Raw genomic sequence first — 26,342 nt, forward strand, 5'->3', positions numbered from 1 at the left:
GGTAAAGGTAAAGATGTAAAGGCTAATAAAATTGTTTTATAATGTTATCTATAATTTGCTGTTTTGCTGGGGCTAAACCATAACTTTTAAGATTCTGCTTAGCTTGTCTGAAGTTCTCAGTAAAATCCTCACCATCAGGTTTAACAAAACATTTTTTAAGCCTTTGATAATTTGCCCGCTCTCCCTTTTCAATAAGCGAGCCATCTGAGCCCTCTAATTGTTGGATAAAGTATAACAGCTCACTTGCGTTATCGTCATGCCACCTAACAGGATTAATGCTTTTTAATGGCTTTGCAGAAAAAATAGAGATGAACTGTTCTAGTGTGGAATCAGCATGTATTAACTTGTTGGCTAATAGTAATTGATAAAGTTCTGGTAATTCAGTTTTGGGCTTATTCTGCCATTTGTAGCTAACCTGTTTGTCCATGTTTAGGAATTCTACACCTAGCGGTTTATTGTCACCTATATTATTAAACCTGCTCACATAATCTAGGCTTGGCTCGTTATTGGGATCAATTAGCTGTTTTAGTTGCCATTTCAACCATAGTAGTAAATTAGCTCTAATGATGTAGTCAAACTGGGTGAAGCCCTCAGCCTTATTATAACTTTCTAAAATTCCTTTTGCTGCCCCCGGTATAGTTTCCCAATCTGTGTAAAGATATTTTTCTACCTCGTCTCTTGATAGTTTGCCAAATTCAGGTGAGTTAAGAGTTTCAAATGCTATCTCATCATTTTCTTCATTTATCAGGTCTAATTCTTCCTGTATCTCATATATGTAATTGTTAAAAGCATCTTCTTGTACAAAGCTACTTTTACATACAGTCAAGTGCCCTTTTTTAAGAAAATTCAATGTGCCTTTTATTTTTCTTAGATATGCACTTTCCTGATCCTTGCTTATCAACAGCATGTCAGAATCTATTATTAAGCCTTTTTCAAAGTATTGATATGCTTCCTCCGTTGTTATTGTGCTATTTACCCAATCCTGATAAGTGTATTTGTTTGCCATGCTATCTAAAAGTTAAGATCTGGTAAGGCATTTACAGCCTGTGCTTTGCGCTCATCTGCAATGCTCAAGTACTTTTGTGTATGCTGTATGGAAGTATGCCCCAAAAGCTGTGAAAGGGTTTTAATGTCATAGCCCAACAACAGGATGTTAGTAGCAAAGGAATGGCGGGCACTATGCCAGGTGATGCGCTTTTCTATACCTGCCCTGGCTACCCAGTTCTTTATTGTTTTGGCTGAGCCGTTAAAGGTAGGCAGCGGGAACACCAGGCTGTCAGCAGGCCCTCTTTCCCCGATCAGCTTTAAGGCATTGGCATTTAGCCTGAGGCGGTTTACCTCCTTTGTCTTGGCCTGCTTCACCACCAGCTCAGCATTGCTGATATCCTGCCATTTCAGGGCTTTGATATCTCCAAACCTCAGGCCCGTGTTGCAGGCGAACAGAAAGGCCCGCTTTACGACCTCGCTGCCACAGGGAGTACCTGCCAGCTTGCTCACCTCATCCAGGCTCAAGATACCTTTGTTAATGCCACCGCCCTTGAATTTGACATTCTCAGGCAGCGGGTACTGAGGAAACAGGTTTTCCTTCATGCCATACTTTACCACTTTCTTAAAGCGCCTGAAGTAGGTTTGTGGCCCCTCTCCTGTCTGCTTTGTCTCCAGGTAGTTCTTAAAGGCAAGTACAAGGTTTGGCGTTAGTTCTTTACACGGCAACCGGTCTCTGTTGTGTGCTTCTTTAAGAAAGTCCTTGAACTTTGTCAGGCAGGCAGACAACACCCTGTGATCTGCCTTTGTGTAGGCTTTGATATAGGCCTCATAGAACTTAATGAAATCAGTAGAGCCCTGATGTTTGGATTGCAGGTTAAAAGCCCCTGTCAGCACCTCCTCAGTGCGCTTGGCCTTGATCCTGAGGGCAAGCTCCAGGGCCGCCTGATTAGATTGCTTTTCTAAGGTGGTCTTAGGTTTGTCTGTCAGGTATATCTTCAGGAACTCATATTGCCTTTCCCCTGCACTATAATAATCCAGGTACAGGCTCAGGTTCCCGTTGCTCAGTTTCTTCTCCCTGAGCCTGACAGGTTCTTTAGGGGCTTTCTTTTTCACTTGTTTAGCTGTTGTATTCTATTGCTATACAATATAACAAAAAGAAATTACAGGGAGTAACAAACGAGTAACAAACTGGTAACAAAAGTCAGCAAAACAAGGGAAAATAAGCGGTATATTAAGGAAAGGCTATAAAAGCAAAAACCCACTCAGAAGCGTTCTAAGCGGGTTTTTCCATCTAATTCGTTTTCCCTATATAGGGAGATATGTACCAGGAGCGGGAATCGAACCCGCACGGCCTTGCGGCCACAAGATTTTAAGTCTTGCGTGTCTACCAATTCCACCATCCCGGCTTCCGTCCGGATCGACTTCCGGAGGGGTGACTTTAAAAAACAAAGACGTTGCTTAGCACAACGTCTTTATCTTCTTTTTTGAGCGGGAGACGAGGTTCGAACTCGCGACCTCGACCTTGGCAAGGTCGCGCTCTACCAACTGAGCTACTCCCGCTTTTAGTCTTTACTATTTCGCTTTTCGTTTCCGTCCCAGCGATTTAGTGATACAAAGATATAGACAAAAATCTACTTGTCAATAGCCTGTGCTAAAAAAATCTTCTCATTTGTCGTTTTTAGCTGATTTTCAGGCGGAAAATTTTAAAAGTTTTTTCATCTTCCTTTACCTTAAGAGACGCAGACAGCCATAGTAAGGCGAAGAATTACCTCAAAGCCGCCTTTTTCTTGTCTTCCAGCAGTATTTTCAGCTCGTTCAGCTTCAGCAAAGCCTCTACCGGGGTAATGGTATTGATATCCAGCTTCTCGAAAACTTCTTTTACACGCTGCAGCTGCGGGTCGTGCAGCTCGAACATGCTGAGCTGGTAGTTGTTCTTCGGCGCAGACTTCATTTTCTGTTGCGGGGCCTGTTCCGATACTTTCTCCTGCTCCAGGTGGTGCATGATCTCGTTGGCCCGCAGCACCACACTGTTCGGCATACCGGCCATCTGCGCCACATGGATACCAAAGCTGTGCTCGCTGCCGCCTTCCACCAAACGGCGCATGAACAGGATCTTCCCTCCCGCTTCTTTTACTGATACGTTGTAATTCTTCACCCGCGGCAGGTCTTCAGCCAACTGGTTCAACTCGTGGTAGTGCGTAGCGAAAAGGGTTTTACCTTTATACTTGGGATGGTTGTGCAAATGCTCTACAATAGCCCAGGCAATGGAAATACCATCGTAGGTGCTTGTACCGCGGCCAATCTCGTCCATCAGTACCAGGCTGCGGTCCGAAAGGTTGTTGAGAATACTTGCCGTTTCGGTCATCTCTACCATAAAAGTCGACTCGCCCTTAGACAAGTTATCCGAGGCTCCCACACGGGTAAATATCTTATCGATGATGCCGATACTAGCCGCGCTGGCCGGTACAAAGCAGCCAATCTGCGCCATCAGCACGATCAGGGCTGTTTGGCGCAGCAAGGCACTTTTACCTGCCATGTTCGGCCCCGTAATGATGATGATCTGCTGCTCTTCGTTGTCGAGGAAGATATCATTCGGCACGTAGCTTTCGCCGAGCGGCAGCTGCTTTTCAATAACCGGGTGACGGCCCTGGCGGATGTCCAGCACAAACGAGTCATTCACCTCCGGCTTCACGTAGTTATTGGCCAAAGCGATGTTGGCAAAGGAGCTCAGGCAGTCGATCACGCCGATGACCTTGGCATTTTGCTGCACCTGCGCCACAAAATCCAGCGCATACAGCACCAGTTCGTTAAACAGGCTGAATTCTATACTATAAATGCGCTCTTCGGCATTCAGTATTTTTTCTTCGTAGGTCTTGAGCTCTTCGGTAATGTAGCGCTCGGCATTTACCAGCGTCTGCTTACGGATCCAGGAGGCCGGCACTTTGTCTTTGTGCGCATGCGTTACCTCCAGGTAATAGCCAAACACCTTGTTGTAGGCGATCTTAAGCGAGCTGATGCCGGTGTTCTTGATCTCGCGCTGCTGCAACTGCGCCAGGTAATCTTTGCCCGAAAAGGCGATCTTGCGCAGTTCATCAAGCTCTTCGTGCACCCCTTCGTTGATCATGTTGCCCTGGTTGGTGAGCATGGGCGCGTCCGGGCGTAGCACGTTTTTTATCTCTTCGCGAAGGCCATCGCAGGGCGCCAGCTGGGCAGCCAGCTTCTGCAGGGCCGGTATATCACTTAGCGCCAGCAACTGCTGGATAGGAAGTATAGCATCCAGCGCCTTGGCCAGCTGCATCAGTTCACGCGGATTCACACGGCGCACGGCCACCTTAGAGATCAGGCGCTCCAGGTCGTTGATATGCTTCAGGTGCTGGTTTAGCTCCGCTAGCAGCTCCCGGTGTTGCGTGAGCGCGTCTACCGTATCAAGGCGACGGCGGATCTGGGCTACATCTTTCAGCGGCAGCACTACCCATTTTTTGAGCAGGCGGGCACCCATTGGCGTTACCGTATGGTCCAGCACCTGTATCAGCGGCACGCCCTCCTGATGTTGCGGGAAGAGCAGCTCCAGGTTGCGCACGGTAAAGCGGTCGAGCCATACATACTTATCTTCCTCCAGTCGGGAGATGGTGGCAATGTGGCTGATCTCGTTATGCTGCGTTTCGGCCAGGTAATGAAGTATAGCGCCTGCCGAAATGATAGACTCGGCCATGCCTTCGATGCCAAAGCCTTTCAGGGTAGTGGTACCGAAGTGGCGCGTCAGCAGTTCGTAGGCAAAATCATGGCTGAACACCCACTCTTCCAGCGCAAAGTAGCGGAAGTCGGGGCCGTAGTTTTCGATAAAGGTTTCTTTCTCCCGCTTACAGAAAAGTACCTCCGCCGGCGCCAGGCTTTGCAGCAGTTTACCGATGTAGCTCTTGTCGCCTTGTGCCGTGATGAACTCGCCGGTAGATACATCCAGGAAAGAAGCGCCTGCCTCCTGCTTGCCAAAATGCACGGCCGCCAGGTAGTTGTTGCTGCGGCGCTCCAGCACCTGGTCGTTGAAGGACACACCCGGTGTTACCAGCTCGGTAACACCGCGTTTCACAATGCCTTTAACCGATTTCGGATCTTCGAGCTGGTCGCAGATGGCCACACGCTCGCCGGCCCGTACCAGTTTAGGCAGGTACGTATCGAGTGAATGGTGCGGGAAACCTGCCAAGGCCGTTTCGGAGGGAGATCCTGCCCCGCGCTTTGTGAGCACGATGTCGAGTATCTTACTAGCCTTGATGGCGTCTTCGCCAAAGGTCTCGTAAAAATCCCCTACCCTGAACAACAGCAACGCCCCCGGGTGCTTTGCCTTAATGGCATTGTACTGCTTCATCAGCGGCGTTACCGAGTCTTTATCTCCTCCTTTCATACCTGATATTGTAATTATGAATTCCGAATTATGAATTAGAAATGGTTTTACCCACTCCTACCCCTCCCAGGAGGGGATTATATACTTATTGCTCTTTTGGACATCCTTGTCCGAAAGCTTGCTGCCGGGGAATTCCTAACCCCGATTTACTAACACGGATTAGGACATCCGCTCCAGCCATACTTTGCTCTCCGTCCTCAACAATTTAACCACACAACCATTTAACAAGTTAGCCGTGGTTTGATTTCTGCCAGCTACGCCTGACCTTTGCAGCGGCAGAGCACTGGCAGTCCTTTGTCTTTTGTTAAACAGTCCTTTGTCAATAAAAATGCGAAAACTTTCGATGGACGATCTCAACCGCGAGTCGGTTGAAGAATTCAAAAATAAGAAAAAAATACCGTTAGTCTTGGTGCTCGACAACGTGCGCAGCCTGAATAATGTGGGCTCTGTGTTCCGCACCGCCGATGCCTTTATGGTAGAGAAAGTATACTTGTGCGGCATTACTGGAACCCCTCCGCACCGCGACATCGAAAAAACGGCCCTGGGGGCAACAGAATCGGTGGAATGGGAGCACGTGCCGGATACGTTGGAGCTGGTAAAGCAGCTGAAAGCACAAGGCTACCGGATCGGATCGGTGGAACAGGCCGAACAAAGTATAAAACTGAACGAGTTCAGGCCGCAGCCGGGGCAGCAGTATGCGCTAGTGCTGGGCAACGAGGTATTCGGCGTGGAGCAGGAGGTGATCAACCACTCAGATTTTGTACTGGAAATTCCGCAATTTGGCACCAAGCATTCGCTTAATATTTCGGTGGCTACCGGTGTGGTAGTATGGGATTTTTTAAGCAAAACCATCTCCTGAACAAAAATTTATACCTGATTTACAATCCGTTACAATTTATTTCAAAAAAGCTTCAGAAGGGGTTAAACTTTTCCCCTGACTGCCTGTCTAATTAGCGGCTAAAAGTTGAGCCGGGGCACCCTGCATTAAAACGTTCATCTTGTTTTGATCGCAAGCCCCGGCAATATACTCTCCGACCCTGCACCACGCTCCGTCGTTCACACAACCTCACCCTTGGTCTCCTGTAGACTATCGTTTTACCGCTCGTACTATTATAACTATGATCGCTTACTATTGTCGTATTTATACGCTTCTATTGCTTTTCCTTACCTCCACTTCTCTGCTACAGGCACAGGCACAGCAAGGCGCAACCTCGTCTGGTAAAATAACCGGTACCCTGCAGGAGGCAGAATCCAAGAAACCCGTAGGATTTGCCAACGTGGTGCTGCTTTCTGCACGCGACTCCAGCCTGGTTACCGGCGCCACTTCAGACATTGAAGGCAAATTTATACTGGAGCGCGTTCCGGCAGGTCAGTTTATACTTCGTATTTCCATGGTGGGCTATCCTACCCGCTTTGTGCCCAACATCAGCATTACCCCTACTGCCCCGGAAGCTCGCTTAGGTATTATATCTTTAAAAGCAGCCTCTACACGCCTTGGCGAGGTGCAAGTAACCGCTGAGCGGCCGGTAGTGGAATATGAGCTGGATAAGCGGGTGGTGAATGTAGCCAGAGACGTTAATGCCCAGAGCGGAACCGTGGCCGAAGTGATGCAGAATGTGCCATCGGTAACGGTGGATGTGGATGGCAATGTGAGCCTGCGCGGGAGTTCTAATGTTACCATACTGGTAGATGGAAAACGCTCCTCCCTGGCTAACCTGAGCCTTGACCAGATTCCGGCCAATCTCATCGAGAATATCGAGATCATCACCAACCCTTCGTCCAAGTATGACCCGGAGGGTACCTCGGGCGTGATCAACCTGATCCTGAAGAAAGACAAAAAGCCGGGCTTTAACGGCTCTGCAACGGTAAACGCCGGTACTTATGACAACTACAATACCTCGCTCAACCTTAACTATCGCTACTTCAAGTGGTCTGTTAACGGTGGCTACGATTTCCGGCACAGCACCCGCCCGGGCTGGAACTCCAGCTCCACCACCTACTTTGGCGACACGCTGAGTTACCTGGAACAGAACGGGGAACGCGACAACAAGGACATTTCGCACAACTTCCGTTTAGGGGCAGATTACTTTCTTACACCTAAACATACATTATCGGCTTCAGCCTTGTACCGCACCGACAACGAAAAGGGCAACAACAGCATTTTTTACCGCTTCCTGGATGAGAACCGCCAGCTTACCCGTTCGAGTAACCGCCTGACCGAAGACTCCGAAGATGGCTACAACGTGGACCTGACGCTGGGCTATCGCCAGACCTTTGAGCGCAAAGGACAGGAACTGACAGCTGATCTTATTTTCACAGACAATGTAGACGATGAGGAAAGCCTGTTTACGGAGTATGAAATGATAGGCGCTGCGCCTGCACAAGTACAAAACTCAATTACCGACGACAAGAACAGACGCCTGGTAGCCCAGGCAGATTTTGTCCGGCCAATCTCAGAGAGCAGCAGTTTCGAAACTGGCTTCCGCAGCTCGTTGCAGCGCCTCGACGAAGACGCCCGGTTCTTTGACCTGCGTAACAGCACAGGCGAGTTTGTGTACAACGACATCATCAGCAACCATTTTGTGTATGATGAGCAGGTGCATGCCGCATATGCCAACTACAGCAACAAGTTTAAAAGTATAAGCTACCAGCTGGGTTTAAGAGCGGAACAGACCTTTACCACATCCGACCAGCGCACCAGCAACCAGGTATTCAGGAATGATTACTTCAGCCTGTTCCCGAGCCTGTTTGTGACCCAGGAAATCAACAAGGACAACAAAGTACAGTTCAGCTACAGCCGTCGCATCAACAGGCCGCGCAGCCGCTTCCTGAACCCTTTCGTAGACCTGAGCGACAAGTATAACGTCGATTACGGTAACCCGGAACTTATGCCGGAGTTCATCAATTCGCTGGAGTTGGGCTACCTGAGGTACTGGGGCAGCTCTTCCCTGAACGTCAGCACCTTTTACCGCCATACGATGGATCAAATCCAAAGGCTCAGAACAACTGCCGATGTAACCGACGAGAATGGGGAAAACTTTATCCGCACCGAGACTACGTTCATCAACCTCTCGGATGGCACCTCTTATGGCGTAGAGCTGGCCGCCACGCATGAGCCGACCAAGTGGTGGCGCCTGAACGGGGGTGTATCCGGCTTCCGCACGGAACTCAGCGATACGCAGGGCGATACTGAACTGAGTAATTCCCAACTCAGCTGGAACGCCAAGTTAAACTCCACCATGACTGTCTGGAAGAACATGGACATCCAGCTCTCGGGTAATTACCGTGCACCGATGGCGTCGATCCAGGGCCGGATGGAGGAAATGTACAGCGCGGACCTGGGTATTAAGAAAGATGTGCTGAAGAAAAAAGGGACCGTGCTGTTTCGGGTGTCAGACATCTTCAACACCCGCGAGTTTAATTTCCTGAGCTACGACGATGATTTCAGAACAGTGAGCAACAACAAGCGGCAGTCGCGCATATTTTACATTGGCTTTACTTACCGCCTCAACAGCGAAGACAGCAGCCGCAACCGCGAGCGCCGCCGCCAGAATGAAGAGGATGGTGGCATGGAGGAAGAAGGATTTTAGTCTTTACAGTTGAACAGGAAAGCCGGAGGAAATATCCTCCGGCTTTTGTTTTACAAAGAATCCAACCACCCCTGCCCCTCCTTGTCTAAAGCGGGGAGTCTGATCTTACTTATGCTGTAAGTATGAGTTTCATTGCTGCAGGTATAGTGCGGACAGGTCACGACCTGTCCCTACAATGGTTCTAGTTACATAGCCGCTTACGAAGCCGTGTCATTTCCAGTCCTTGGGTTGAGCGCCTTCTGGGTTTCCGGTGCCCGCCAGGGCATTGCGACCGAAGGGTAGCAAAGGAAAGCTAGACAGCGCGATGCCCGAGGACGAGGCCACGCGGCCTGGAGCGCACCAAAGCCAGAGATGAAAGGAGCAGTTTGTAAGACTGAGGAATACAAGGAGCTACGATAGCAATTGGCTAGCCAGCTACAAGTATAAACCTCAGCTATAAGTATAAGATTTCTCGTTGCACTCGAAATGACAAAGCTGGCTGGTAAAACGAAGTATACTTTATACTATAGCTTCCATCGTTACTTCTCCGTATTTTAGGCAAAACAACAAGTATGATGAACACACCCGCTCCTGCTTCACTTCCTATCATCGACATGCACTGCGACCTGCTGGTATACCTGTCGGATGTACCCGGCGCTGCAATTGATAACGTAGAAGAAATTGGCTGCGCACTGCCAGCCCTTACCCAAGGCAACGTGAAACTGCAGACCATGGCCATTTACTCGGCCACCGAGCCGGGCAGCACCAACTATGCCCTGCTGCAAAGCCAGGTTTTTCAGGAACTGGCTAAAAGCACCAAAGACTGCCTCGATCCTGTTACCAGCATACCGGCTTTACACGAAGCATTTACAAAGGAGAACGTGGGCATGGTAGCAGCCATCGAAAACGCATCGGGCTTCTGCGAGGAGAACGACACCCTGGAGGACGGGTTCAAAAAACTGGAAAAGCTTATCACCAACACCGAGCGTATCCTCTACATCAGCTTTACCCATCACATGCCTAACCGCTTTGGCGGCGGCAACATGTCAGACCTGGGCATTACTACCGACGGCAAAATGCTGCTCGATTACCTGCACGGCCGCCGCATTGCCGTGGACCTTTCCCATACCAGCGATGCCTTGGCTTTCGACATCCTCAACCACATCGATACCGAAAAGCTGGACATTCCTGTTATAGCGAGCCACTCCAATTTCCGACCGGTGTGGCACCACAACCGCAACCTGCCCGACGAACTGGCGCAGGAAATCATCCGGCGCGGCGGGCTGATCGGCATGAACTTTCTGCGCGCTTTCCTCAACACCGGCGACCCGGAGGCACTGTTACACCACATCATGTATGGCTTTGAAAAAGGGGCTGAAGATGCCATCTGCTTCGGTGCCGACTACTTTTACTTTGCCGACCATCCGGACCCGGAGCGCTATCCTTTCTACTACAAAGAGCACGAGCATGCCGGCAACAGTTATGCCTACCTGCTGAATCGTCTTCAAGGTATGCTCTCACAGGAGCAGCTCGAGAAGCTTGCCTTCCGCAACGCACAGCGGTTTATCGAGCGGCTCTGGGCACCGGAACAACTATAACCTGGCGCTGAGCCCCGGCAAGCTTGTTTCTTAAATAAATATTTCTATATTTAAAGTGGCCTATGTGTATACCGGCCGCCGTAGCACGTCGTTAGAGCTAAACGGCATGTTTTTGCAGCGTACTCACACTCTAAATCTGAAATATGAAATTTCTGGGCTTATTGCTTTTGCTTGCTGGTATCGTATCGCTCACCCTCGAGTTCACGGGCGCTAACCTTCTTGTTCTTAATTGGTTAAACCAGTGGGGCACCAACCTGAGCTGGGCCATCCGGATAGCTGTTACCATTCTGGGAGGTATCATTTACTTCATCCACCGGAACGATGACTAAATCCTGACGTAACTTTCTATATAGAAAGTTTGCCATGTGAGCCTGAACTGCGTATATGCAAGGATAGCACCTGTCCGGTAAACACCTGGCCACTGCTTACACCCGACAACCTTAAGCTACTTTAGCCATGGATAATCCGGAATATGCACCACTCTACAGACAGATAAACGAGCTATACATCGACACCGTTGTTATAGACGATACTGAATTTATCACCCTCTGGTGCTTTACCGTGATTGATGATGAGTATAAATTCATCTACCTCGGCTGCGACTTTACGCAGTTTAATCAGATCCTCATAGGAGCCGGCGACAAAGGCAAGGAGATTGCCCTGCACATCGCCAACGTGCTCAACCATCCCTACGACGTACCTACGCTTATACCTATAAAGGAGCAGTTCGAAGATTACCTGGAGCTGACCGGCTTTGACATCGTCGTGTATGAGCCCCTTTCGGTGGAGGATGATTTCGAGGAAGAGTATGAAGATGACGATGACCTTCCATTGGAGCAACTGCTAGGAGGCAACCGCGACCAGACGTCAAAGAAGTACCTCATCTACCAGCTCGACAAGCTGTACCCTTCTAAGATCTTTGAGCCGGAGAAAAAAGCCGGCGAAGCCATTGGTGAGTGCTTCGAGGACGACTCACTGGAGCTGGCACAGCTCTACTACGATTACCTGAACGCCGTGGAGAATGGCTACACCGAATGCGAGGCCCGCCAGGTGGCAGGCCTGGAGCGGGAACTGTTCTTCCGTATGGCCAACAAGGCAGCGGAGCTCTGGAAGTAAAAAGCTTCCGCTACTTTATACCTTATACTTCTCTCAGAAACTATAACTCTTTTTGACAAAGGTCAGATTGCTGTCGCGGCCTTGCTCCGGCACAACGTGTGCAGGCCGTGGAATACGCACAAGCTGCTGCGGCAAACCGATACTTTGATCGATGAGCACGAGGCGCAGGTTATCGCCCTGGCCTAGCCGCACGTCCAGCAGCACTTCTTTCGATGCAGGCAGGCCATGCACCCGCAGGTGGTAGGCGGCACACTCCACGGTGTTGATGGGCTGCAACGGCAACGATTCTCCGTTCAGGCTGGCTGTTAAACTATCGCCCTGGTTTTGTGGCTGCAGGATCACCTCCATATGCGCCGCTCCCCTTGGCGAGCGCAGGCGCAGCTTCAGCACCCGTTCTCCTCCGGCAATTGCCTCTTCCACCAGTTCTGCCACAGGGGCCTGCAGTGCAAGGGTATCCGCTTCGTTTTTAAGGAAGTCCCACGATGCCATGGGGTATATTTCTGTTAAAGGCGCTACCGTAGGCTTGGGGAAGAACTGCTGGTTCCAGTCGTCGGTTTTCCGGAAGGCTGAAGCCCAGAAGGCTTTTTTCGTGTCGGCATTGAGGTAGTAGCTTACGTGGCTGTGCAGCGGGCGCTCGGCTGAAGGCTGTTCGCCGGCTATGGAGCGGACAACCTGGATGCCACCAACCACAATGAACAGAAACGGCAGTAACGGCAGCACACGCCAGCTATAACTGCGCTCCAGCACCACCAGCAGCGGCAATGCCAGCCCTAGCAGCAGCAACAGCACCACTACCATTGCCACCGGCATCTGCAGGGCAAATACCACAAACAGCAGCCTTACAACCGGCATCACGATGAAGATGGCCGGCAGCAGCGCCAGCAACATGATCAGCACATAAGGAGGGGTAACATGCTCTTGCTGGTGCAAGCCCCGCAACAGCACCACCAGCGTGCCACCCAGGCAAAACAGCAGTGGGAAGAGGAACAGGTACGAAGCAGAAGGCACCAAAAACAGAACAGCCACCAACAGCACGAACCACACCAGGAAAATGCTCATTACCAGCGAAAACAACCGCAGCCAGCGCAATGCCAGCCAGCAGAGCAGCATAAAGAGCCCCAGCGCCAACAGCAGGTACGCCATGAAAAAACTATCGCTGCCATACACGCCGTTGTGCTTGTGAAAGTATGGCATAAGGCTCGTAACAAAAGAATTGAGCGGGAAAAACAAACCTGCTACCACAACTACCATCAGCAGGTATAGAAAGAAACCGCCCACCACCTGCGGTATCGTAAAGGCCTTTTTCTTCAACCCGACATTAAAAATAACCACCAGCAGCAGCGTAGTAAGCGCTACCCAGATGATGTTGAGCGAGGAAGCGTAATGCACCAGCCAGGTACCGGCAGGGTTAAAGAATGCCCTGTCGCGTGCTTTTGAGTTCTCTAACGAGATGCTTGCAAAATGGCGCGCCAGCGCCAGCATGTTGCTCCCGTGGTGCTGCAGGCTGTTCGGGTCCAGGTTTTCGGGGGAGTCGGTTAGCTTGTGGTAGTGCACAAACCCGTCTATAAAAGCTGAGTTGACGCCCGTATAACCTTCCTTCCGGAACACAGTAAAATCGGTATCGTTAGGCAGGTGGCGGTATACTTCGTAAGCCAGCGAATTGGCTATCGGGTATGGTGCAGCCTTTGCAAACTGCTCTATTACCCAGCCGTTTTCCGGACTTATCTCGAAGGTCATGCTGGGGCCGCTGTTGCCACGGGCCTCTACGTTCACGATCATTCCCACCTCTTTTGCCCACGGGTGCCGCAGAAAAGCTTTTGCGCCGTAAAGGCCGTACTCCTCCCCATCCGTCATCAGGAAAATCACATCGTTCTGCAGGGGCTCGCCTTGCTGTAATGCTCTTGCTGTTTCCAGCATCGCGGCAACGCCGGCGCCGTCATCGCCTGCTCCCGGTGTGTTGGGTTGCGAGTCGTAGTGCGCCATCAGCAACACGGCTTTCCCGTTGCCGCGCCCCTCCAAGCGTCCTACTACATTATAAGTATAGCCGACCTGCACCACATCACCAGCCTGGTTTACCACGGTAGCTTCCTGTACTTCCGGCTGCAGGCCCAGCTGCCGCATCTGGCTTACCAGGTAGTTGCGCACCTTGGCATGGGCTGCTGTACCCATGGCATGCGGCTCGCGTGCTATCTGCTGCACATGCACCATGGCTCTGCCCGCCGAAAACTCCTTGGCCGATGCACTGGCAGGCAAGGCCTCGGGTGCCCGCACCAGGTAAAGGCTAAGTATAGCAAGGCCTGTCAGCGAGAACAGGAGAAACAGCGCAAGAGCTTGGTTGCGGTATTGCATAGCAGGAGGAAGTATATAGGGCCTACACAATATATGAATTAAATAGGTATACTTTGCATGTAGCCTTCAGTTCATTAACGGCACCAAAATAAAAGCGGCCCCACCAGTTCTGGCAGGGCCGCTTTTGTTCAGTTTATACTTGTGCTGTTATCTGACAGGCGTTGCTTCCTCTTCTTCTATAATCTCGTTCTGGCGCAGGTGCACCGGTGTGGTTTTCTTGCGAAGCCGCATGTTCAGCATTTCTACAAGTAGCGAGAAGAACATCGCAAAGTAAATGTACCCTTTTGGTATGTGCTGGTGCAGCGCCTCTACCACCAGCATAAAGCCAATCAGGATAAGGAAAGCCAGTGCCAGCATTTTTACGGTCGGGTGCTTGTTCACAAAGTCGCTTACATATTTGGCGAAGATCAGCATGATACCCATCGCCAGAATAACGGCAATGATCATAATGATGATCTCCTGCGCCAGGCCAACGGCTGTAAGGATAGAGTCGAAGGAGAATACAATATCGATCAGGATGATCTGTATCAGCACCTTGCTTAAAGTAGCATGTACTTTGGCTGTTCCGTGGGCTTCTTCCTCTTCGCCTTCCAGTTTGTTGTGAATCTCGGTAACAGACTTAGCCAGCAGAAACAAACCACCGGCAAAAAGTATGATATCGCGCCACGACACGGCAAAGTCCTCCGGCGTGAACGGCAGGTTGATCGAGAAGATCGGGTCGGAGGCGCTCACAATCCAGGAGATGAACATCAGCAGGATAACCCGGAAAACGAGCGCCAGCATAAGGCCTATGTTGCGGCCTCTTGCCTGTTGCTCTTTCGGCAACCTGCTTACAATAATCGAGATGAATACAATGTTATCTATACCCAGCACTACCTCCATAAATGTCAGCGTTAGCAGACTTATCCAAGTATCCGGGTTCGCGAAAATTTCCATAGTTTAGTTTTATTGTTGTTAATTGTTGATTGCCGATTGTTTTTCAGGAAGCAGTATGTCCTGCTGCGAAAAGTTGTGGCGTCTTGTACAACAAACAATCAACAACCAGCAATTAGCGATTTATACTTAGCTCTTCATGTTCACGAACTGCAGCGGCATGCCGATCTCTTCGCTGTTGCTGCGCATCAAGGCGATCACATCCTGCAGGTCGTCTATTTTTTTGCCAGTCACCCGGATCGTCTCGTCCATGATGGCAGCAGATACTTTTAGTTTGCTGTCTTTGATGAGCTTCATAATCTTTTTGGAAGTCTCCTTGTCGATGCCGGCTTTTACTTTGATATCCTTTTTCACCATGGCTCCGGACTGGTACGCTTCCTTCGAGAAATCGAGTGCTGTGGCATCCAGCCCCTGCTTTACCATTTTGCTCATCAGCACGTCTTCGGTGTGTTGCACGCGCATGTCGTTTTCCATCACGATCTTTACTTCGCTTGCCTTTTTATCATATTCCAGCGAGCCTTTGGTGTCACGGAAGTCGTAGCGGTTCATGATCTCTTTACGGGCAGTATTAACGGCGTTGTCCATGGTTTGCGGATCAACTTTGCTCACAATATCAAAAGATGCCATAATGCTTAGTTATCGTTTTATTGTCAGAAATTAGATTTACATGAGTTGCGCCAACAAAGTTATTTAAATGGCTGAATTGTTAAATTGTTAATTGCTGATTGTTGATTGCTATTTTGCCAGCCTATAAGTTGGCATGGGCGCAGGAAGCGAATGTATCCTGAGGAAAGATTCAGGCAACCACATGCTGCTGTGTCACTTGCCCAATGCCTGTTTAAACAACAATCAATTATCGAAAATCAGAATGAAAATCATCGAGCCCCATACCCCGGAAGAGTTTGCGCAATATTACAAACTGCGCTACGAGACGCTGCGCCGCCCCTGGAGCCAGCCCGAAGGCAGCGAACGCGCCGAAGACGATGCCACTGCCATACATGCCATGCTGGTAGAGGATACCGGCGAAGCCATCGGGATTTGCCGCCTGCACCTGGCCACCCCGCAGGAAGGACAGATCCGGTTTATGGGCATACGGGAAGACCGGCAGGGCCAGCGCCTCGGCGACCAGCTGCTGCACTACCTCGAAGAAAAAGCCAGAGCCATGGGCGCCACCCACATGACACTGCAGGCCCGCGAAAATGCCGTAAACTTTTACCGCCGCAACGGGTATGAAGTAGTAGAAAAAACACACCTGCTGTTTGGCAGCATCCAACATTACAAGATGGCCAGGCAGCTTTGAACAAGCTTATGCGCCAACGCACCAAACTTATACTTACTGCCGGCTCGCTGCTGTTGGGCACGCTCCTGGTCAGCAGTTGCAGCCGCAGCTATGCCCCACTGGAAACGGTGCCGGAGGTAGACCTGAAGCGCTACCAGGGCAAGTGGTATGAGATCGCTTCGCTGCCGCAGCGCTTCTCCAAAGGCTGCCACTGCACCTCCACTGAGTATACCCTGAATGCTACCGAAGGCTATGTGGAAGTATACAACGCGTGCTACAAAGGAGGACCGAATGGTAAACTGAGCGCTGTAAAAGGAAAGGCCTTTCCGGTGGAAGGCAGCAACAACAGCAAGCTGAAAGTACAGTTTTTCTGGCCCTTCCGGGGTGATTACTGGATACTGGAGCTCGACCCGGAATACCGCTACGTGATGGTAGGCTCCCCAGACCGCGAAAGCCTCTGGTTTCTTTCCCGCACCCCAAGAATAGAGAAAGCTATTTATGACCTGCTTGTGCAGCAGGCTCGCAGCAAGGGTTTTCCCGTGGAGCAACTGGAGCTGATGGATCAGAGCTGTAACGAAAGGTAAGTGCTGCTGCTTGAAGTATAAACCTGTAGCTCTTTAGCCTCTGTACTTTCCTTACCCAATGCCAATGAACAGCTATCCATACCACATTTACTACCCGGCTTCCTATACTTCTGATCCGGCTAAAAAATGGCCGCTGATCCTTTCCCTGCACGGGGCTGGGGAGCGGGGCGAGAACATGGAGCTGGTAGCTAAACAAGGGCTGCCCAGGTACCTGGAGGATAAGCCGGATTTTCCGTTTGTAGTCGCCTACCCGCAGTGCCCAAAAGGCACTTACTGGCTCGTTCCGCTGCTCAACAACTGGCTTGAGCAGGTATTGGCAGAAGTGAATGCCGATGAAAGCAGGATCTACCTGACCGGTTACAGCATGGGCGGTTACGGCACCTGGCGCTGGGCATCGGATAACCCCGAAAAGTTTGCAGCTATACTTCCGATCTGCGGAGGCGGCGACGTGAACAAAGCGCATAACCTTGTACATACCCCTATTTGGGCGTTTCATGGGAAGCGGGACAACATTGTGCCTCTAGACGAAACAACGGAAATGGTAATAGCTGTGGAGGCACTGGGTGGCAATGTAAAGCTGACGATCTACCCGGACCTTTTCCACGATTCCTGGACGGTAACCTACAACAACCCCGCTATTTACGACTGGCTTCTGCAGCACAAGCGGAATGGCTCAGCATAAGCGAAAGTATAAACCAGGATTCTTCAATACCCCCGCCACATTCCTGTTGTGTCCGTTCCGGCTTCTGTTTCCAAAGGAGATTCCTCCAGCCACTCTTCATTGCTACGGTTAAAAACGTCTGCATTGACCAGCAGCGATATGATGGCCAGCGCCAGTAGCAGCGCAAGCGGAATAAGCAGGTTGCGGTAGAAAAAATTGCGCAAGGGTTCGTGCAGCCGGCGGTAGCGCCTGAAGTATAAAACCAGAAACACAGCCGCCAGCAAGTATAAAGGCAGTGCTACAAAGAACAGCATCTGCCAGCCAAACCAGTCCTGGTAGCGGAAGATGAGCGCCAGAAAGCCTGACACCAGCGCCAGGCTGCAAAACGCTCCCAACAGCGCCAACCGCACATTAGCGATCACGAAAAAGAACGACAGCCCTACCTGCACCAGAAACAGCAGCATCAGCATCGCCATCGAGAACACAAACAGGAAACTGCCACCGGTAACAGCAGCGAACTTAAGGACAAGCCCCAGCAATGCCATGCCCATCACGACGTACAACACCGTTGTAAAAGACCTGACAAAGGAGATCAGCTGGTGGCTGACGCTTTCGCCCAGCGAGCGCCTGTCACCGTCAGGGCTAACCCGGTTCAGGTTAGCGGTCATTGCCGTTTTTCCTGGATGCGCTTCACCATTTTACGCAGGAAACTACGCGGCACCAGGCGCGTCGAGAAAGCCGTCAGCTTGTTCTGAATACCCGGAATCACCACCACCTCGCCTGCCATCATGGCTTCGTAGCCTGCTTTGGCTACACTCCGGGCATCGGCTACCATCTGCTTTGAGAACAGCCCCGAGCCGTGCAGGTTTGCATTTTCCTGAAAGTCCGTTTCCGTTGGCCCCGGGCAAAGCACTGTTACGGTCACATTATCCTCTTCCTGCTCGGTGGCGAGCGCCTCCGAGAACGACAGCACATAGGCTTTGCTGGCATAGTATACGGCCATCAGCGGCCCGGGCGGAAAAGCGGCCGTGGAGGCGACATTCAGAATTTTGCCGTGCCTGCCCAGCGGCAACTGCTGCAGAAAGAGTTTGCACAGGTGCGTCAGGGCTGTGATGTTTACCTGGATCATGTCCAGTTCTTTCTGCAGGTCGGTTTCCTTGAAGTAGCCATAGTTGCCAAAGCCGGCATTGTTTACCAGCACATCCACCACCACACCCGACTGCCGCAGCTCATCAAAAATACGCTGGGGTGCATCCGCCAATGCCAGATCCTGGGCAATTACTTTGGTGTATACTTTGTACTGCACGGCAAAGCGCATGGCCAGGCTGTTGAGCTTGGCTTCGGAGCGGGCCACCAGCACTAGGTTGTGCCCGTGCTGCGCAAACAGTTCGGCCAGCGCCAGACCAATGCCGCCGGAGGCACCCGTGATCAGGGCTGTATAGGTTGGGGTTAATTGAGTCATGTTATACTTGTTTTCATTTAGGTAAAACCGGCCATGCAGTGCGGTGGCGTGGTATGTTCTTCCATACGCAGTGGCTGCCTGGCGTGGATAAAAAATACACAGTTGGTATCAGTCTTTGCCCTTCTCGTCTATACATTCTGCCTGTATATATAGTTCTTCTTGAATAAATACTACAGAATTTCTTACCTTTGCGCCCTGTTTACAACGCCACCAATCCTACCAAAAAAAATAAAACTATGAGTACCAATTATTTACGCAACACCACAGGCGTGCTGTGGCTGCTATTGCTATGTTGTCTACCCTACCTGTCAGCAGGGCAGCAACTCTCCCAAACCATCCGCGGCAAAATAACCGACAAGGAATCGCAGGAGCCGCTGATCGGCGCCACCGTTGCTATCCTTACCACTGATCCTGCCATCGGTACCACCACCGATCTTGAGGGCTCCTTCCGCCTCGACAAAATTCCGTTGGGCCGCCATACACTCCGCATCAGCTACATGGGCTACGAGGAGCAGGTTATCCCGGAGCTGCTGGTCGGTTCGGGCAAGGAACTTATACTTCAGATCGGGCTGAGCGAGTCGTTTAAAAAGCTGCAGGAAGTGGTGATCAGTGCCGAAGAACAGGCAAAAGGCAACCCGCTGAACGAAATGGCCATGATCAGCACGCGCTCTATTTCGGTGGAAGAAACCAAGCGCTACGCCGCCAGCATAAACGATCCTGCCCGCGCTGCCCAGAACTATGCCGGTGTAGGCATCAGCCAGGACATGAGCAACGAGATTGTGGTGCGCGGCAACTCGCCCCGTGGCGTGCTGTGGCGCGTAGAGGGCATCGAAGTACCCAACCCAAGCCATTTTGCAGAAGAAGGCGCTGCAGGCGGGGCCGTGAGTATCCTGAGCGTAAACATGCTCGACAATTCGGACTTCAGCACAGGAGCATTTCCGGCAGAGTATGGCAATGCGCTTTCCGGCATCTTCGACATCAGGCTGCGCAACGGCAACAACGAAAAACGCGAGTATGCGCTGCAGGCTGGCGTGCTGGGCGTGGATTTTGCCGCCGAAGGTCCTTTTAAGGCAGGTTCCAAGGCTTCGTACCTGGCCAACTACCGCTACTCCACACTTGCCATGCTCAACAAAATGGGTGTTAAAATCACAGGCGATGCCACTCCTGTGTTCCAGGACTTCTCCTACAAAGTATACCTGCCCACCCGTAAAGCCGGCGTTTTCTCTTTCTGGGGATTAGGGGGTTTAAGCGAGCAGGCCTCCCTTGCAGAAAGGGACGTAACGAAGTGGGAAAGCAATTGGGATGGCTTTGATGATCGTTTTAAAGCCAGCATGGGAGCAGCCGGCATCACCCACATGTATTTCCTGGGCAAGGACGATTACGTGGAGTCATCGCTGGTACTATCTGCCAACAGCAACAGCATACAGTTTGATTCGCTCACCACCGAGTTCGACGTTGTTCCTTACTACAACCAGCGTGCTGCCTATACTTCGGTGCGCTTTTCCTCCTTGTACAACCGCAAGCTCAGCAATCATCATACGTTCAGAACAGGAGTTATACTTAGCCGGCTTGGCTACGATGCGTTTGCTGAGGGGCAGAATGCTGACCGGCAGCAGGGCCGGTTTGTGGACCAGAACGGTGACACCTACCTGGCACAGGGTTACGCCCAATGGAAGTACCGCCTCACGGAGCAGCTCACCCTGAACACGGGCCTGCACAGCATGTACTTTGGCCTGAACGGCAGCGCAAGCCTGGAACCACGCGTGGGCCTGAAGTGGCAGGTAAATGCTGCACGCTCAATTAGTGCCGGCTTTGGCATGCACAGCCGCCACGAGGCCATGACCACCTATTTTGCACAGCAGCGCTTGCAGCGCGATACCTATACGCAGCCAAACAAAGAGCTGGACCTTACCCGTGCCGCACATTATGTACTGGGCTATGATCAAATGCTGCGCGAGGACCTGCGCCTGAAAGCGGAAGTCTATTACCAGCACCTCTACAACGTACCTGTAGGAGCCGAAGCTAACAGTTCTTTCTCAGCCATAAACCACGAGCGTGGCTTTACTACAGACAGCCTGGTGAACCAAGGCACCGGCCGAAACTACGGACTGGAACTGACGCTGGAAAAATTCTTCACCAACAACTACTACTTCCTGCTGACTACGTCGCTTTACGAATCGAAGTATACGGCCACCGACGGCGTGGAGCGCGACACCCGCTTCAACGGAAATCATATTGTTAATTTCCTGGCCGGCAAGGAGTTTAAGGTTGGCAGCAGCAAGCAGAACCTGATCGGCACCAATCTGAAAGTAATGTGGGCCGGAGGCAACCGCTATACCCCGATAGATGTGAAAAAATCAAGGGAAGCTGTACGGGAAGTACTGGTGGAAGACCAGCGTTATAGCCTGCAGGCATCCGACTATTTCCGTACGGATGTGCGGGTAAGCTATCGCAAAAACAAACCAAAAGCGTCTTACATCCTCTCGCTCGACTTGCAAAACCTGACGGGCAGGCTGAATGTGTATGGCATATACTATGACCGGGTAAAAGGCGATGTAGAAACTATCCGGCAAATGGGGCTTGTACCTATGCTTAATTACAGAATAGAGTTTTAAGTATCACGTATACTATACCAAGAATAAAAAGGGCAGAACGCTTACCGGCACCTGCCCTTTTTTTACCTTTACAAAACGCACTAAAAAACGATACATACCTATGGAAGAGCAATCAGACCCATACAAATACCCCATCGGCCATTACGACGTTACCCAGGCAATAGACGCCGATAAGCTGGGCCAGTTTATACTTTCTATCGCCAACCTGCCCTCCCGCGTGCGGGCAGCCGTGAAAGACATGACCAAGGACCAGCTGGACACCCCCTACCGCCTCGGCGGCTGGACCGTGCGGCAGGTTATCCACCACCTGCCTGACAGCCACATGAACGGCTACCTTCGCCAGAAATTTGCCTTGACCGAAGACCGCCCCACCATCAAACCTTATGACGAGGAGGCTTGGGCCGAGCTGCACGACGCCAAGTTCAGTGCTCCGGAAGTATCGTTGGATTTACTGGAGGCGCTGCACCAGCGCTGGGTGCTGCTGATGTTAAGCCTCACGCCGGAGCAACTGGACCGTACATTCATACACCCGGTGAATGGGGAACAAACCATACGGCAGCACATCGGGCTTTATGCCTGGCACGGCGAGCACCACCTGGCACACATCACGGAACTCAAAAAGCGAAGAGGCTGGTAAAGTTTGGATTGAGCACTGCCTGTTGTGTTCACAATCATACTTGCAGCACACTGCATTTATGAGCAATGCTATCTTTCTGAAACGAAAGTTTTCTTCGTGCTACATCGCTTTAGAAATTCGATAAAGAGCAGGTGCCTGTAGTTATACCTGGCAGGAGCAATAAGGAAACTGTTAATAATACTTCATCTCTGTCAGGTCACGAAGTTCTGCGTGTAAATCCTGGGCGATCTGTTCCAGTTCCTTAAGGGCTTTCTCTTTATTGTCTTTCTGCAGCAGGTGCAGTTTTATGTTGTTAGACAGCTTTATGTATCCGTCGAATTTTTCCCGTTTAAAGGTAGCCATGGATGCTCTGGACTCTATCGTCTGGCTATACCTGTTCTTTTTCAGAAAAAGAAAATCGATCCCGGGCAATGGCAGCTTTTTACCGAAAGTTATACTTGCTAAACTAACACCTTCCCTGTAGGTCATGTGGTCTAAATCAAATGTTACCCGATAATGCGTAAATTGGGTAATAAAGCCCGCAGGAAATAACAGAAAGGCAAACAGGGAGCCATCCAGAACGGAGAACAAGGCCCAAACTGTAAGAATCCAGCAGAATACTCTGGCCGCTGTTCCAAAGTAAGGTCCTGTGTTGTAACTGTGTAAAGTAGCTTTCATTGTTCGTAATCTCTTTAGCTATATCTGTTATTGTTTAGCTTCCTTATCTCTTGCAGGCACTATCAGCTTTCTGTGCTTATCATACAAACCAACCAGTATGCTGTTTCCGTCATTGTCTACCTTAAGTCCGCCGTAGGCAGCTTGCTCAAACTGTTTAGCCTGCCCTTCTTCAAAAAAGTAAGACTCTGCACCCAGGTTCAGGCTCCAGTCCCCTTTGCTGTACCTGATCAGCAGTTCGCCGGCCTGTAGCGGTTCCTTTTGCGGCTGGTACCGAACCAGCTGCGCCACCTGCTGCGAATCCAGCCGCACCACCACGTAGCCACGGCTTTTGAGGCTGTCCATGTCCTGTGTCTGGCTGATGGCGTAACTCAGACGCATGAAGTCGCCCTGCATAAGCGAGCGAGGGTCTACCGGGGCTAGTTGCAGTAGCACCAGCTGCCCGTCTTTCAAAATAACCTCCTTCTCCACAACTGACCAGTTAAAAAATACCAGCACCACAGCCAGGTTTACCAGCACTACTATACTTTTGATGTTATTCCGCATGGCTCCTCAGGTAACGGTTCAGCAAATACAAGCCACCTAAAAACAGGCCGCCTGTCAACACAAGTACACCCGACTTAGCCAGGAGCGTCATGTTCAGGTCATAATAGTAAAGCACGATGAAATAAGCCAGCGCCAACAGCCCTACCCAGAAGCCCGGCTTGTGGCCGATGTAAAAACTGGATAGCAGCACGAGCAGGGCGCCCGGCACAGAAGGAGTCTGGATGGTTGGCAGCAAAAGCAAACAGCAGCAAGTATAAATAACTGCCTGCGTCCTTTTATCAGTGATGGCGCTGTCTTTCAGAACATGATATACCAGCACCAGCAAACAGCCTATCAGGATAATACTAGAGATCCAGAAATGCGAAATGGAAGTGGAGAGAAACTTCTGGTGCACGAGCAGCCCCAGCAGGATGACCAGCGAGAACACCAGCCCCATCCGGACCGGGCCGAACAGCAGCGCAACTCTGGGCGAGGTAGCCAGCAGTTTTGGTTCCTGCAGGCTCATGTACGTAAGTGCGGCCGCCTGCAGCGCAATCAGGGCATGCGACAGGTTGTAGGCTTTGTGTATAACAATCAGGCTCAGCAAACTTCCGTTGAGTACCAGCACCGCGATAAACACACAGATGGCATTCTCTGTAAACAGCAGCACCAGTACTGCCGCAAGAGCCAGCACCAGAGCTATCGTTGTGCTGTTGTTTGTAACTTGCCCCGTTCCGATGGCAAGCAGCACGTAGCCTGCAATGTTCATCGACACGCTGATGGCGTCTGCCGTGAACGTTTTCTCGACGCGGACCAGTACCTCCGCCCCTACCAGGAAGCCCAGCCCAAAGATCAACAGGCCAATAGACGAATTATACAGCCCTGCGGCAAACAGAAAACCCAGCAACGTAGACATCGCCAGCAGGCCACCCAGCATGGTGAGCACCTTAACAGGCAGCCGCTTCAGCAGGGAAGTTGACTGCGCCACATCGGCTGCAATGGCAGCTTCATCATACGTAAAGCCGGGTTGTTCCTGCGCAATTTCCTGCAGCAGTTCTCTTAATTCTTGTGCTTCGATGTTAGCCATTCCACTGCCTGTTTAGTTTTGCCAGGTACTGTATCAACAAGGTAATGCTGCCTATTACAAACAAGGTAGCCAGCAGGAACATAAACTCAGGAACTTGCTCCCCGATCCTAAGCAGAAGCGCCGTAAAGAAAGCAATGCCACTGAACGGAATGGCCGTTAAATAGAACAGCTCCCGAACTCTAAGACCATACCACAGCCCGCTGCCATACATGGCCGCACCAAGCAGATAGGCCAGCCCGTAATCCTCCCGAATACTAGCAAACAAGATCGAGATCATACTTACCGTGATGGCTGTAATAGCGGCGAGCCCAACTATCCGCGGGAACCAGCGGTGCTGCACGTTGATACGCCCTCTGGCAGCCAGCATTTCCCAGATAACCACCGCGGCCGCATTAAGTATAAAGAGCAAGTCCAGCACCACGGCAAAGCTCCAGTGCGTGGCTACCTGCTGCGTGTAAAGTATAAACGTGGTGTTAAGCAGCGCCAGGAAAATGAGCCAGAGCGGCTGAAAGCGGGCGATTACTACCCAGAGCACCACGCACATCGTCCAGCCCAAAAAGAAATCATACGCATTGGCACCGGTCTGGTAGATCTGCCCGAACACGGCAAACAGCACCCCCACCAGCATGGTGCTGCCCGTGAGCAGCACGTTCTTCACAGTACTGCTCAGCTTCGTAAACACAGCCGCCAGGGTCACGCCGATCACCAGCAATTCCAGCAAGCCAAGCTTCACGAACTTGTGCATGTCGGCCCAGTTGTAGGCAAAAAAGAAGATGATGCCGGCAATCAGAAAGCTCCCGCCCAGCCCCAGCAGGAAAAGCCGGAGAAATTTTATCCAGTCATGGGGAGTGGCATATACCTGTTCCCTGCGAAGCCAGGCTCCTATACCTGTCGCACGCCAGTTGCTGTGCCTGGCTATACTGTAGATTAATTCCCGGGTGAGATTTTCCCTCATATACCAATCTTCGCTGGTTACTGTTGACTATGTAATTGTAGCAAAGCCTTTTGTGCCATAACAAACATAGCAAAATCCAGGAATAAATACAGAAAAACCTATATTTATGCTTGCCGCTGCTCCGGGCTTACCAGGCTGGCAAGGGTCTTGTCGTAGTGCGGGTGTGTGGTGTGCATCAGCTCGTCCCAAAACCGGAAGTACAAGCCATAGTTGCCCCTGAAGTACTTGTGGTGCATGTTATGGTTGGTAGAAGTATTGAGCCACCGGCCCAGACGACTGTTTACCACCCACTGCGGGTAAATTTCATAGCCCAGGTGCCCATACACGTTGTAGATGGTCATCAGCAGCAAAAACACCAGAATAGCGTATTCATGGATCGGGATCAGGAACACCACTAAGATAATAATACCAGCTTCTACTACGGCCTCCAGCGGGTTGAAAGAAAAAGCCGCCCACGGCGAGGGGTTTACAGAACGATGGTGCGTGAGGTGGAACAACTTGAATAATCGCGGGTGGTGCATGAGGCGGTGCGTCCAGTAAAAGTACGTGTCGTGGATGATGAGTGTCAGCAACACGCTCAGCGCAAAGTAGCCCCAGCCATATTCTGAGACGTTGCTGTAGAGTTGGGTATAAGGCTTAATGGCAGGCAAACCCAGTACAATGCCTACCGCCGCAAAAATGAAAAAGGTGAGGAACGAGTAGCCAATCTCGCGCACGTAATCTTTCTGCCTCGGGAAGAGCCGCTGGATCTTGCGCCTGGAAAATTTCGACTTGTAAAGCACATAAAACAGCAGAAAAGCCACGCCTGCTATCACCAAGTAACGGACCGCCAGGAGCGCATAAAAGTACCAGTATAAATCGCTTTTCATGAGCTTGCTATACTTAAGGAATCTGCTGCCAAAGTATAAAAAAGCAGCTACTTCCGAAACAAA

General features: G+C 51.0%; 23 protein-coding genes and 2 tRNA genes. 10 read left to right on the top strand and 15 right to left on the bottom strand.

The window, feature by feature from the left end; translation table 11 throughout:
- Positions 1–22: 22 nt before the first annotated feature.
- The 5 genes from MJ611_RS03690 to mutS form a co-directional block, all read right to left on the bottom strand.
- Positions 23–1,006, bottom strand: a complete 984-nt coding sequence (locus MJ611_RS03690; RefSeq protein WP_250428084.1) for a hypothetical protein — start codon at positions 1,004–1,006, stop codon at positions 23–25.
- Between the two features lie 5 nt (positions 1,007–1,011).
- Complete coding sequence (locus tag MJ611_RS20605) at positions 1,012–2,100, bottom strand: site-specific integrase (RefSeq protein WP_250428086.1); 1,089 nt, start codon at positions 2,098–2,100, stop codon at positions 1,012–1,014.
- 209 nt (positions 2,101–2,309) lie between these two features.
- Positions 2,310–2,393: transfer RNA gene (locus tag MJ611_RS03700), tRNA-Leu, on the bottom strand.
- Between the two features lie 81 nt (positions 2,394–2,474).
- Positions 2,475–2,547, bottom strand: a tRNA-Gly gene (locus MJ611_RS03705).
- A 205-nt stretch (positions 2,548–2,752) separates the two neighbouring features.
- Entirely contained in the window at positions 2,753–5,386 is a 2,634-nt protein-coding gene (mutS, locus tag MJ611_RS03710) for a DNA mismatch repair protein MutS (protein WP_250428087.1), read from the bottom strand.
- 328 nt (positions 5,387–5,714) lie between these two features.
- On the opposite strand from mutS, the gene MJ611_RS03715 reads away from it, so the two are divergent.
- The 5 genes from MJ611_RS03715 (at position 5,715) to MJ611_RS03735 (ending at position 11,669) form a co-directional block, all read left to right on the top strand.
- The gene (locus tag MJ611_RS03715) at positions 5,715–6,245 is read left to right on the top strand and encodes an RNA methyltransferase (RefSeq protein ID WP_250428089.1); all 531 of its coding nucleotides are present in this window, start codon (positions 5,715–5,717) and stop codon (positions 6,243–6,245) included.
- A gap of 259 nt (positions 6,246–6,504) precedes the next feature.
- Positions 6,505–8,976 carry an outer membrane beta-barrel family protein gene (locus MJ611_RS03720; protein WP_250428091.1) on the top strand — a complete coding sequence of 824 codons (2,472 nt, stop codon included), beginning with the start codon at positions 6,505–6,507 and terminating at the stop codon, positions 8,974–8,976.
- 554 nt (positions 8,977–9,530) lie between these two features.
- On the top strand, positions 9,531–10,553 hold the full coding sequence (locus MJ611_RS03725) for a dipeptidase (RefSeq protein ID WP_377496550.1): 1,023 nt from the start codon (positions 9,531–9,533) through the stop codon (positions 10,551–10,553).
- 143 nt (positions 10,554–10,696) lie between these two features.
- The gene (locus MJ611_RS03730) at positions 10,697–10,882 is read left to right on the top strand and encodes a hypothetical protein (RefSeq protein ID WP_250428094.1); all 186 of its coding nucleotides are present in this window, start codon (positions 10,697–10,699) and stop codon (positions 10,880–10,882) included.
- Positions 10,883–11,009: 127 nt separating this feature from the next.
- Positions 11,010–11,669: a hypothetical protein gene (locus MJ611_RS03735; RefSeq protein ID WP_250428096.1), complete on the top strand. Its 660-nt coding sequence runs from the start codon at positions 11,010–11,012 to the stop codon at positions 11,667–11,669.
- A gap of 33 nt (positions 11,670–11,702) precedes the next feature.
- On the opposite strand, the gene MJ611_RS03740 is transcribed toward MJ611_RS03735, so the two are convergent.
- From MJ611_RS03740 to MJ611_RS03750, 3 genes are all read right to left on the bottom strand, one after another.
- A complete protein-coding gene (locus MJ611_RS03740; protein WP_250428098.1) occupies positions 11,703–14,018 on the bottom strand; it encodes a M20/M25/M40 family metallo-hydrolase in 2,316 nt (771 codons plus the stop codon).
- A gap of 147 nt (positions 14,019–14,165) precedes the next feature.
- Complete coding sequence (locus MJ611_RS03745; protein ID WP_250428099.1) at positions 14,166–14,954, bottom strand: TerC family protein; 789 nt, start codon at positions 14,952–14,954, stop codon at positions 14,166–14,168.
- 126 nt (positions 14,955–15,080) lie between these two features.
- A complete protein-coding gene (locus tag MJ611_RS03750; protein ID WP_250428101.1) occupies positions 15,081–15,578 on the bottom strand; it encodes a YajQ family cyclic di-GMP-binding protein in 498 nt (165 codons plus the stop codon).
- A 241-nt stretch (positions 15,579–15,819) separates the two neighbouring features.
- On the opposite strand from MJ611_RS03750, the gene MJ611_RS03755 reads away from it, so the two are divergent.
- The 3 genes from MJ611_RS03755 (at position 15,820) to MJ611_RS03765 (ending at position 17,496) form a co-directional block, all read left to right on the top strand.
- Positions 15,820–16,251 carry a GNAT family N-acetyltransferase gene (locus MJ611_RS03755; protein ID WP_250428102.1) on the top strand — a complete coding sequence of 144 codons (432 nt, stop codon included), beginning with the start codon at positions 15,820–15,822 and terminating at the stop codon, positions 16,249–16,251.
- An 8-nt stretch (positions 16,252–16,259) separates the two neighbouring features.
- Positions 16,260–16,814 (top strand): lipocalin family protein, encoded by a 555-nt coding sequence (locus tag MJ611_RS03760; RefSeq protein ID WP_250428104.1) that lies wholly within the window; start codon positions 16,260–16,262, stop codon positions 16,812–16,814.
- A 64-nt stretch (positions 16,815–16,878) separates the two neighbouring features.
- Positions 16,879–17,496 (top strand): carboxylesterase family protein, encoded by a 618-nt coding sequence (locus MJ611_RS03765; RefSeq protein WP_250428105.1) that lies wholly within the window; start codon positions 16,879–16,881, stop codon positions 17,494–17,496.
- Between the two features lie 23 nt (positions 17,497–17,519).
- On the opposite strand, the gene MJ611_RS03770 is transcribed toward MJ611_RS03765, so the two are convergent.
- Both MJ611_RS03770 and MJ611_RS03775 read right to left on the bottom strand, forming a co-directional pair.
- Positions 17,520–18,143, bottom strand: coding sequence for a hypothetical protein (locus tag MJ611_RS03770; protein ID WP_250428107.1), 624 nt, complete (start codon positions 18,141–18,143; stop codon positions 17,520–17,522).
- Positions 18,140–18,937: an SDR family NAD(P)-dependent oxidoreductase gene (locus tag MJ611_RS03775; protein WP_250428108.1), complete on the bottom strand. Its 798-nt coding sequence runs from the start codon at positions 18,935–18,937 to the stop codon at positions 18,140–18,142. The genes MJ611_RS03770 and MJ611_RS03775 overlap by 4 nt, the downstream gene beginning before the upstream one ends.
- 236 nt (positions 18,938–19,173) lie before the next feature.
- On the opposite strand from MJ611_RS03775, the gene MJ611_RS03780 reads away from it, so the two are divergent.
- Both MJ611_RS03780 and MJ611_RS03785 read left to right on the top strand, forming a co-directional pair.
- Positions 19,174–21,552, top strand: coding sequence for a TonB-dependent receptor (locus MJ611_RS03780; protein WP_250428110.1), 2,379 nt, complete (start codon positions 19,174–19,176; stop codon positions 21,550–21,552).
- Positions 21,553–21,652: 100 nt separating this feature from the next.
- Positions 21,653–22,189 carry a YfiT family bacillithiol transferase gene (locus MJ611_RS03785; protein WP_250428112.1) on the top strand — a complete coding sequence of 179 codons (537 nt, stop codon included), beginning with the start codon at positions 21,653–21,655 and terminating at the stop codon, positions 22,187–22,189.
- A 171-nt stretch (positions 22,190–22,360) separates the two neighbouring features.
- Here MJ611_RS03785 and MJ611_RS03790 read toward each other — a convergent pair whose 3' ends face one another.
- From MJ611_RS03790 to MJ611_RS03810, 5 genes are all read right to left on the bottom strand, one after another.
- Positions 22,361–22,657: a hypothetical protein gene (locus MJ611_RS03790; RefSeq protein ID WP_250428113.1), complete on the bottom strand. Its 297-nt coding sequence runs from the start codon at positions 22,655–22,657 to the stop codon at positions 22,361–22,363.
- A gap of 216 nt (positions 22,658–22,873) precedes the next feature.
- Positions 22,874–23,389, bottom strand: coding sequence for a GDYXXLXY domain-containing protein (locus MJ611_RS03795; protein WP_250428115.1), 516 nt, complete (start codon positions 23,387–23,389; stop codon positions 22,874–22,876).
- Positions 23,379–24,455 carry a DUF4401 domain-containing protein gene (locus tag MJ611_RS03800; protein WP_250428116.1) on the bottom strand — a complete coding sequence of 359 codons (1,077 nt, stop codon included), beginning with the start codon at positions 24,453–24,455 and terminating at the stop codon, positions 23,379–23,381. The genes MJ611_RS03795 and MJ611_RS03800 overlap by 11 nt, the downstream gene beginning before the upstream one ends.
- Positions 24,448–25,410, bottom strand: coding sequence for a DUF2157 domain-containing protein (locus MJ611_RS03805; protein WP_250428118.1), 963 nt, complete (start codon positions 25,408–25,410; stop codon positions 24,448–24,450). The genes MJ611_RS03800 and MJ611_RS03805 overlap by 8 nt, the downstream gene beginning before the upstream one ends.
- Before the next feature lie 104 nt (positions 25,411–25,514).
- Positions 25,515–26,279, bottom strand: a complete 765-nt coding sequence (locus MJ611_RS03810; protein ID WP_250428119.1) for a sterol desaturase family protein — start codon at positions 26,277–26,279, stop codon at positions 25,515–25,517.
- Between the last annotated feature and the right edge of the window lie 63 nt (positions 26,280–26,342).

It is taken from the genome of Pontibacter ruber, from assembly GCF_023630205.1.
Classification (GTDB): Bacteria; Bacteroidota; Bacteroidia; order Cytophagales; family Hymenobacteraceae; genus Pontibacter; species Pontibacter ruber.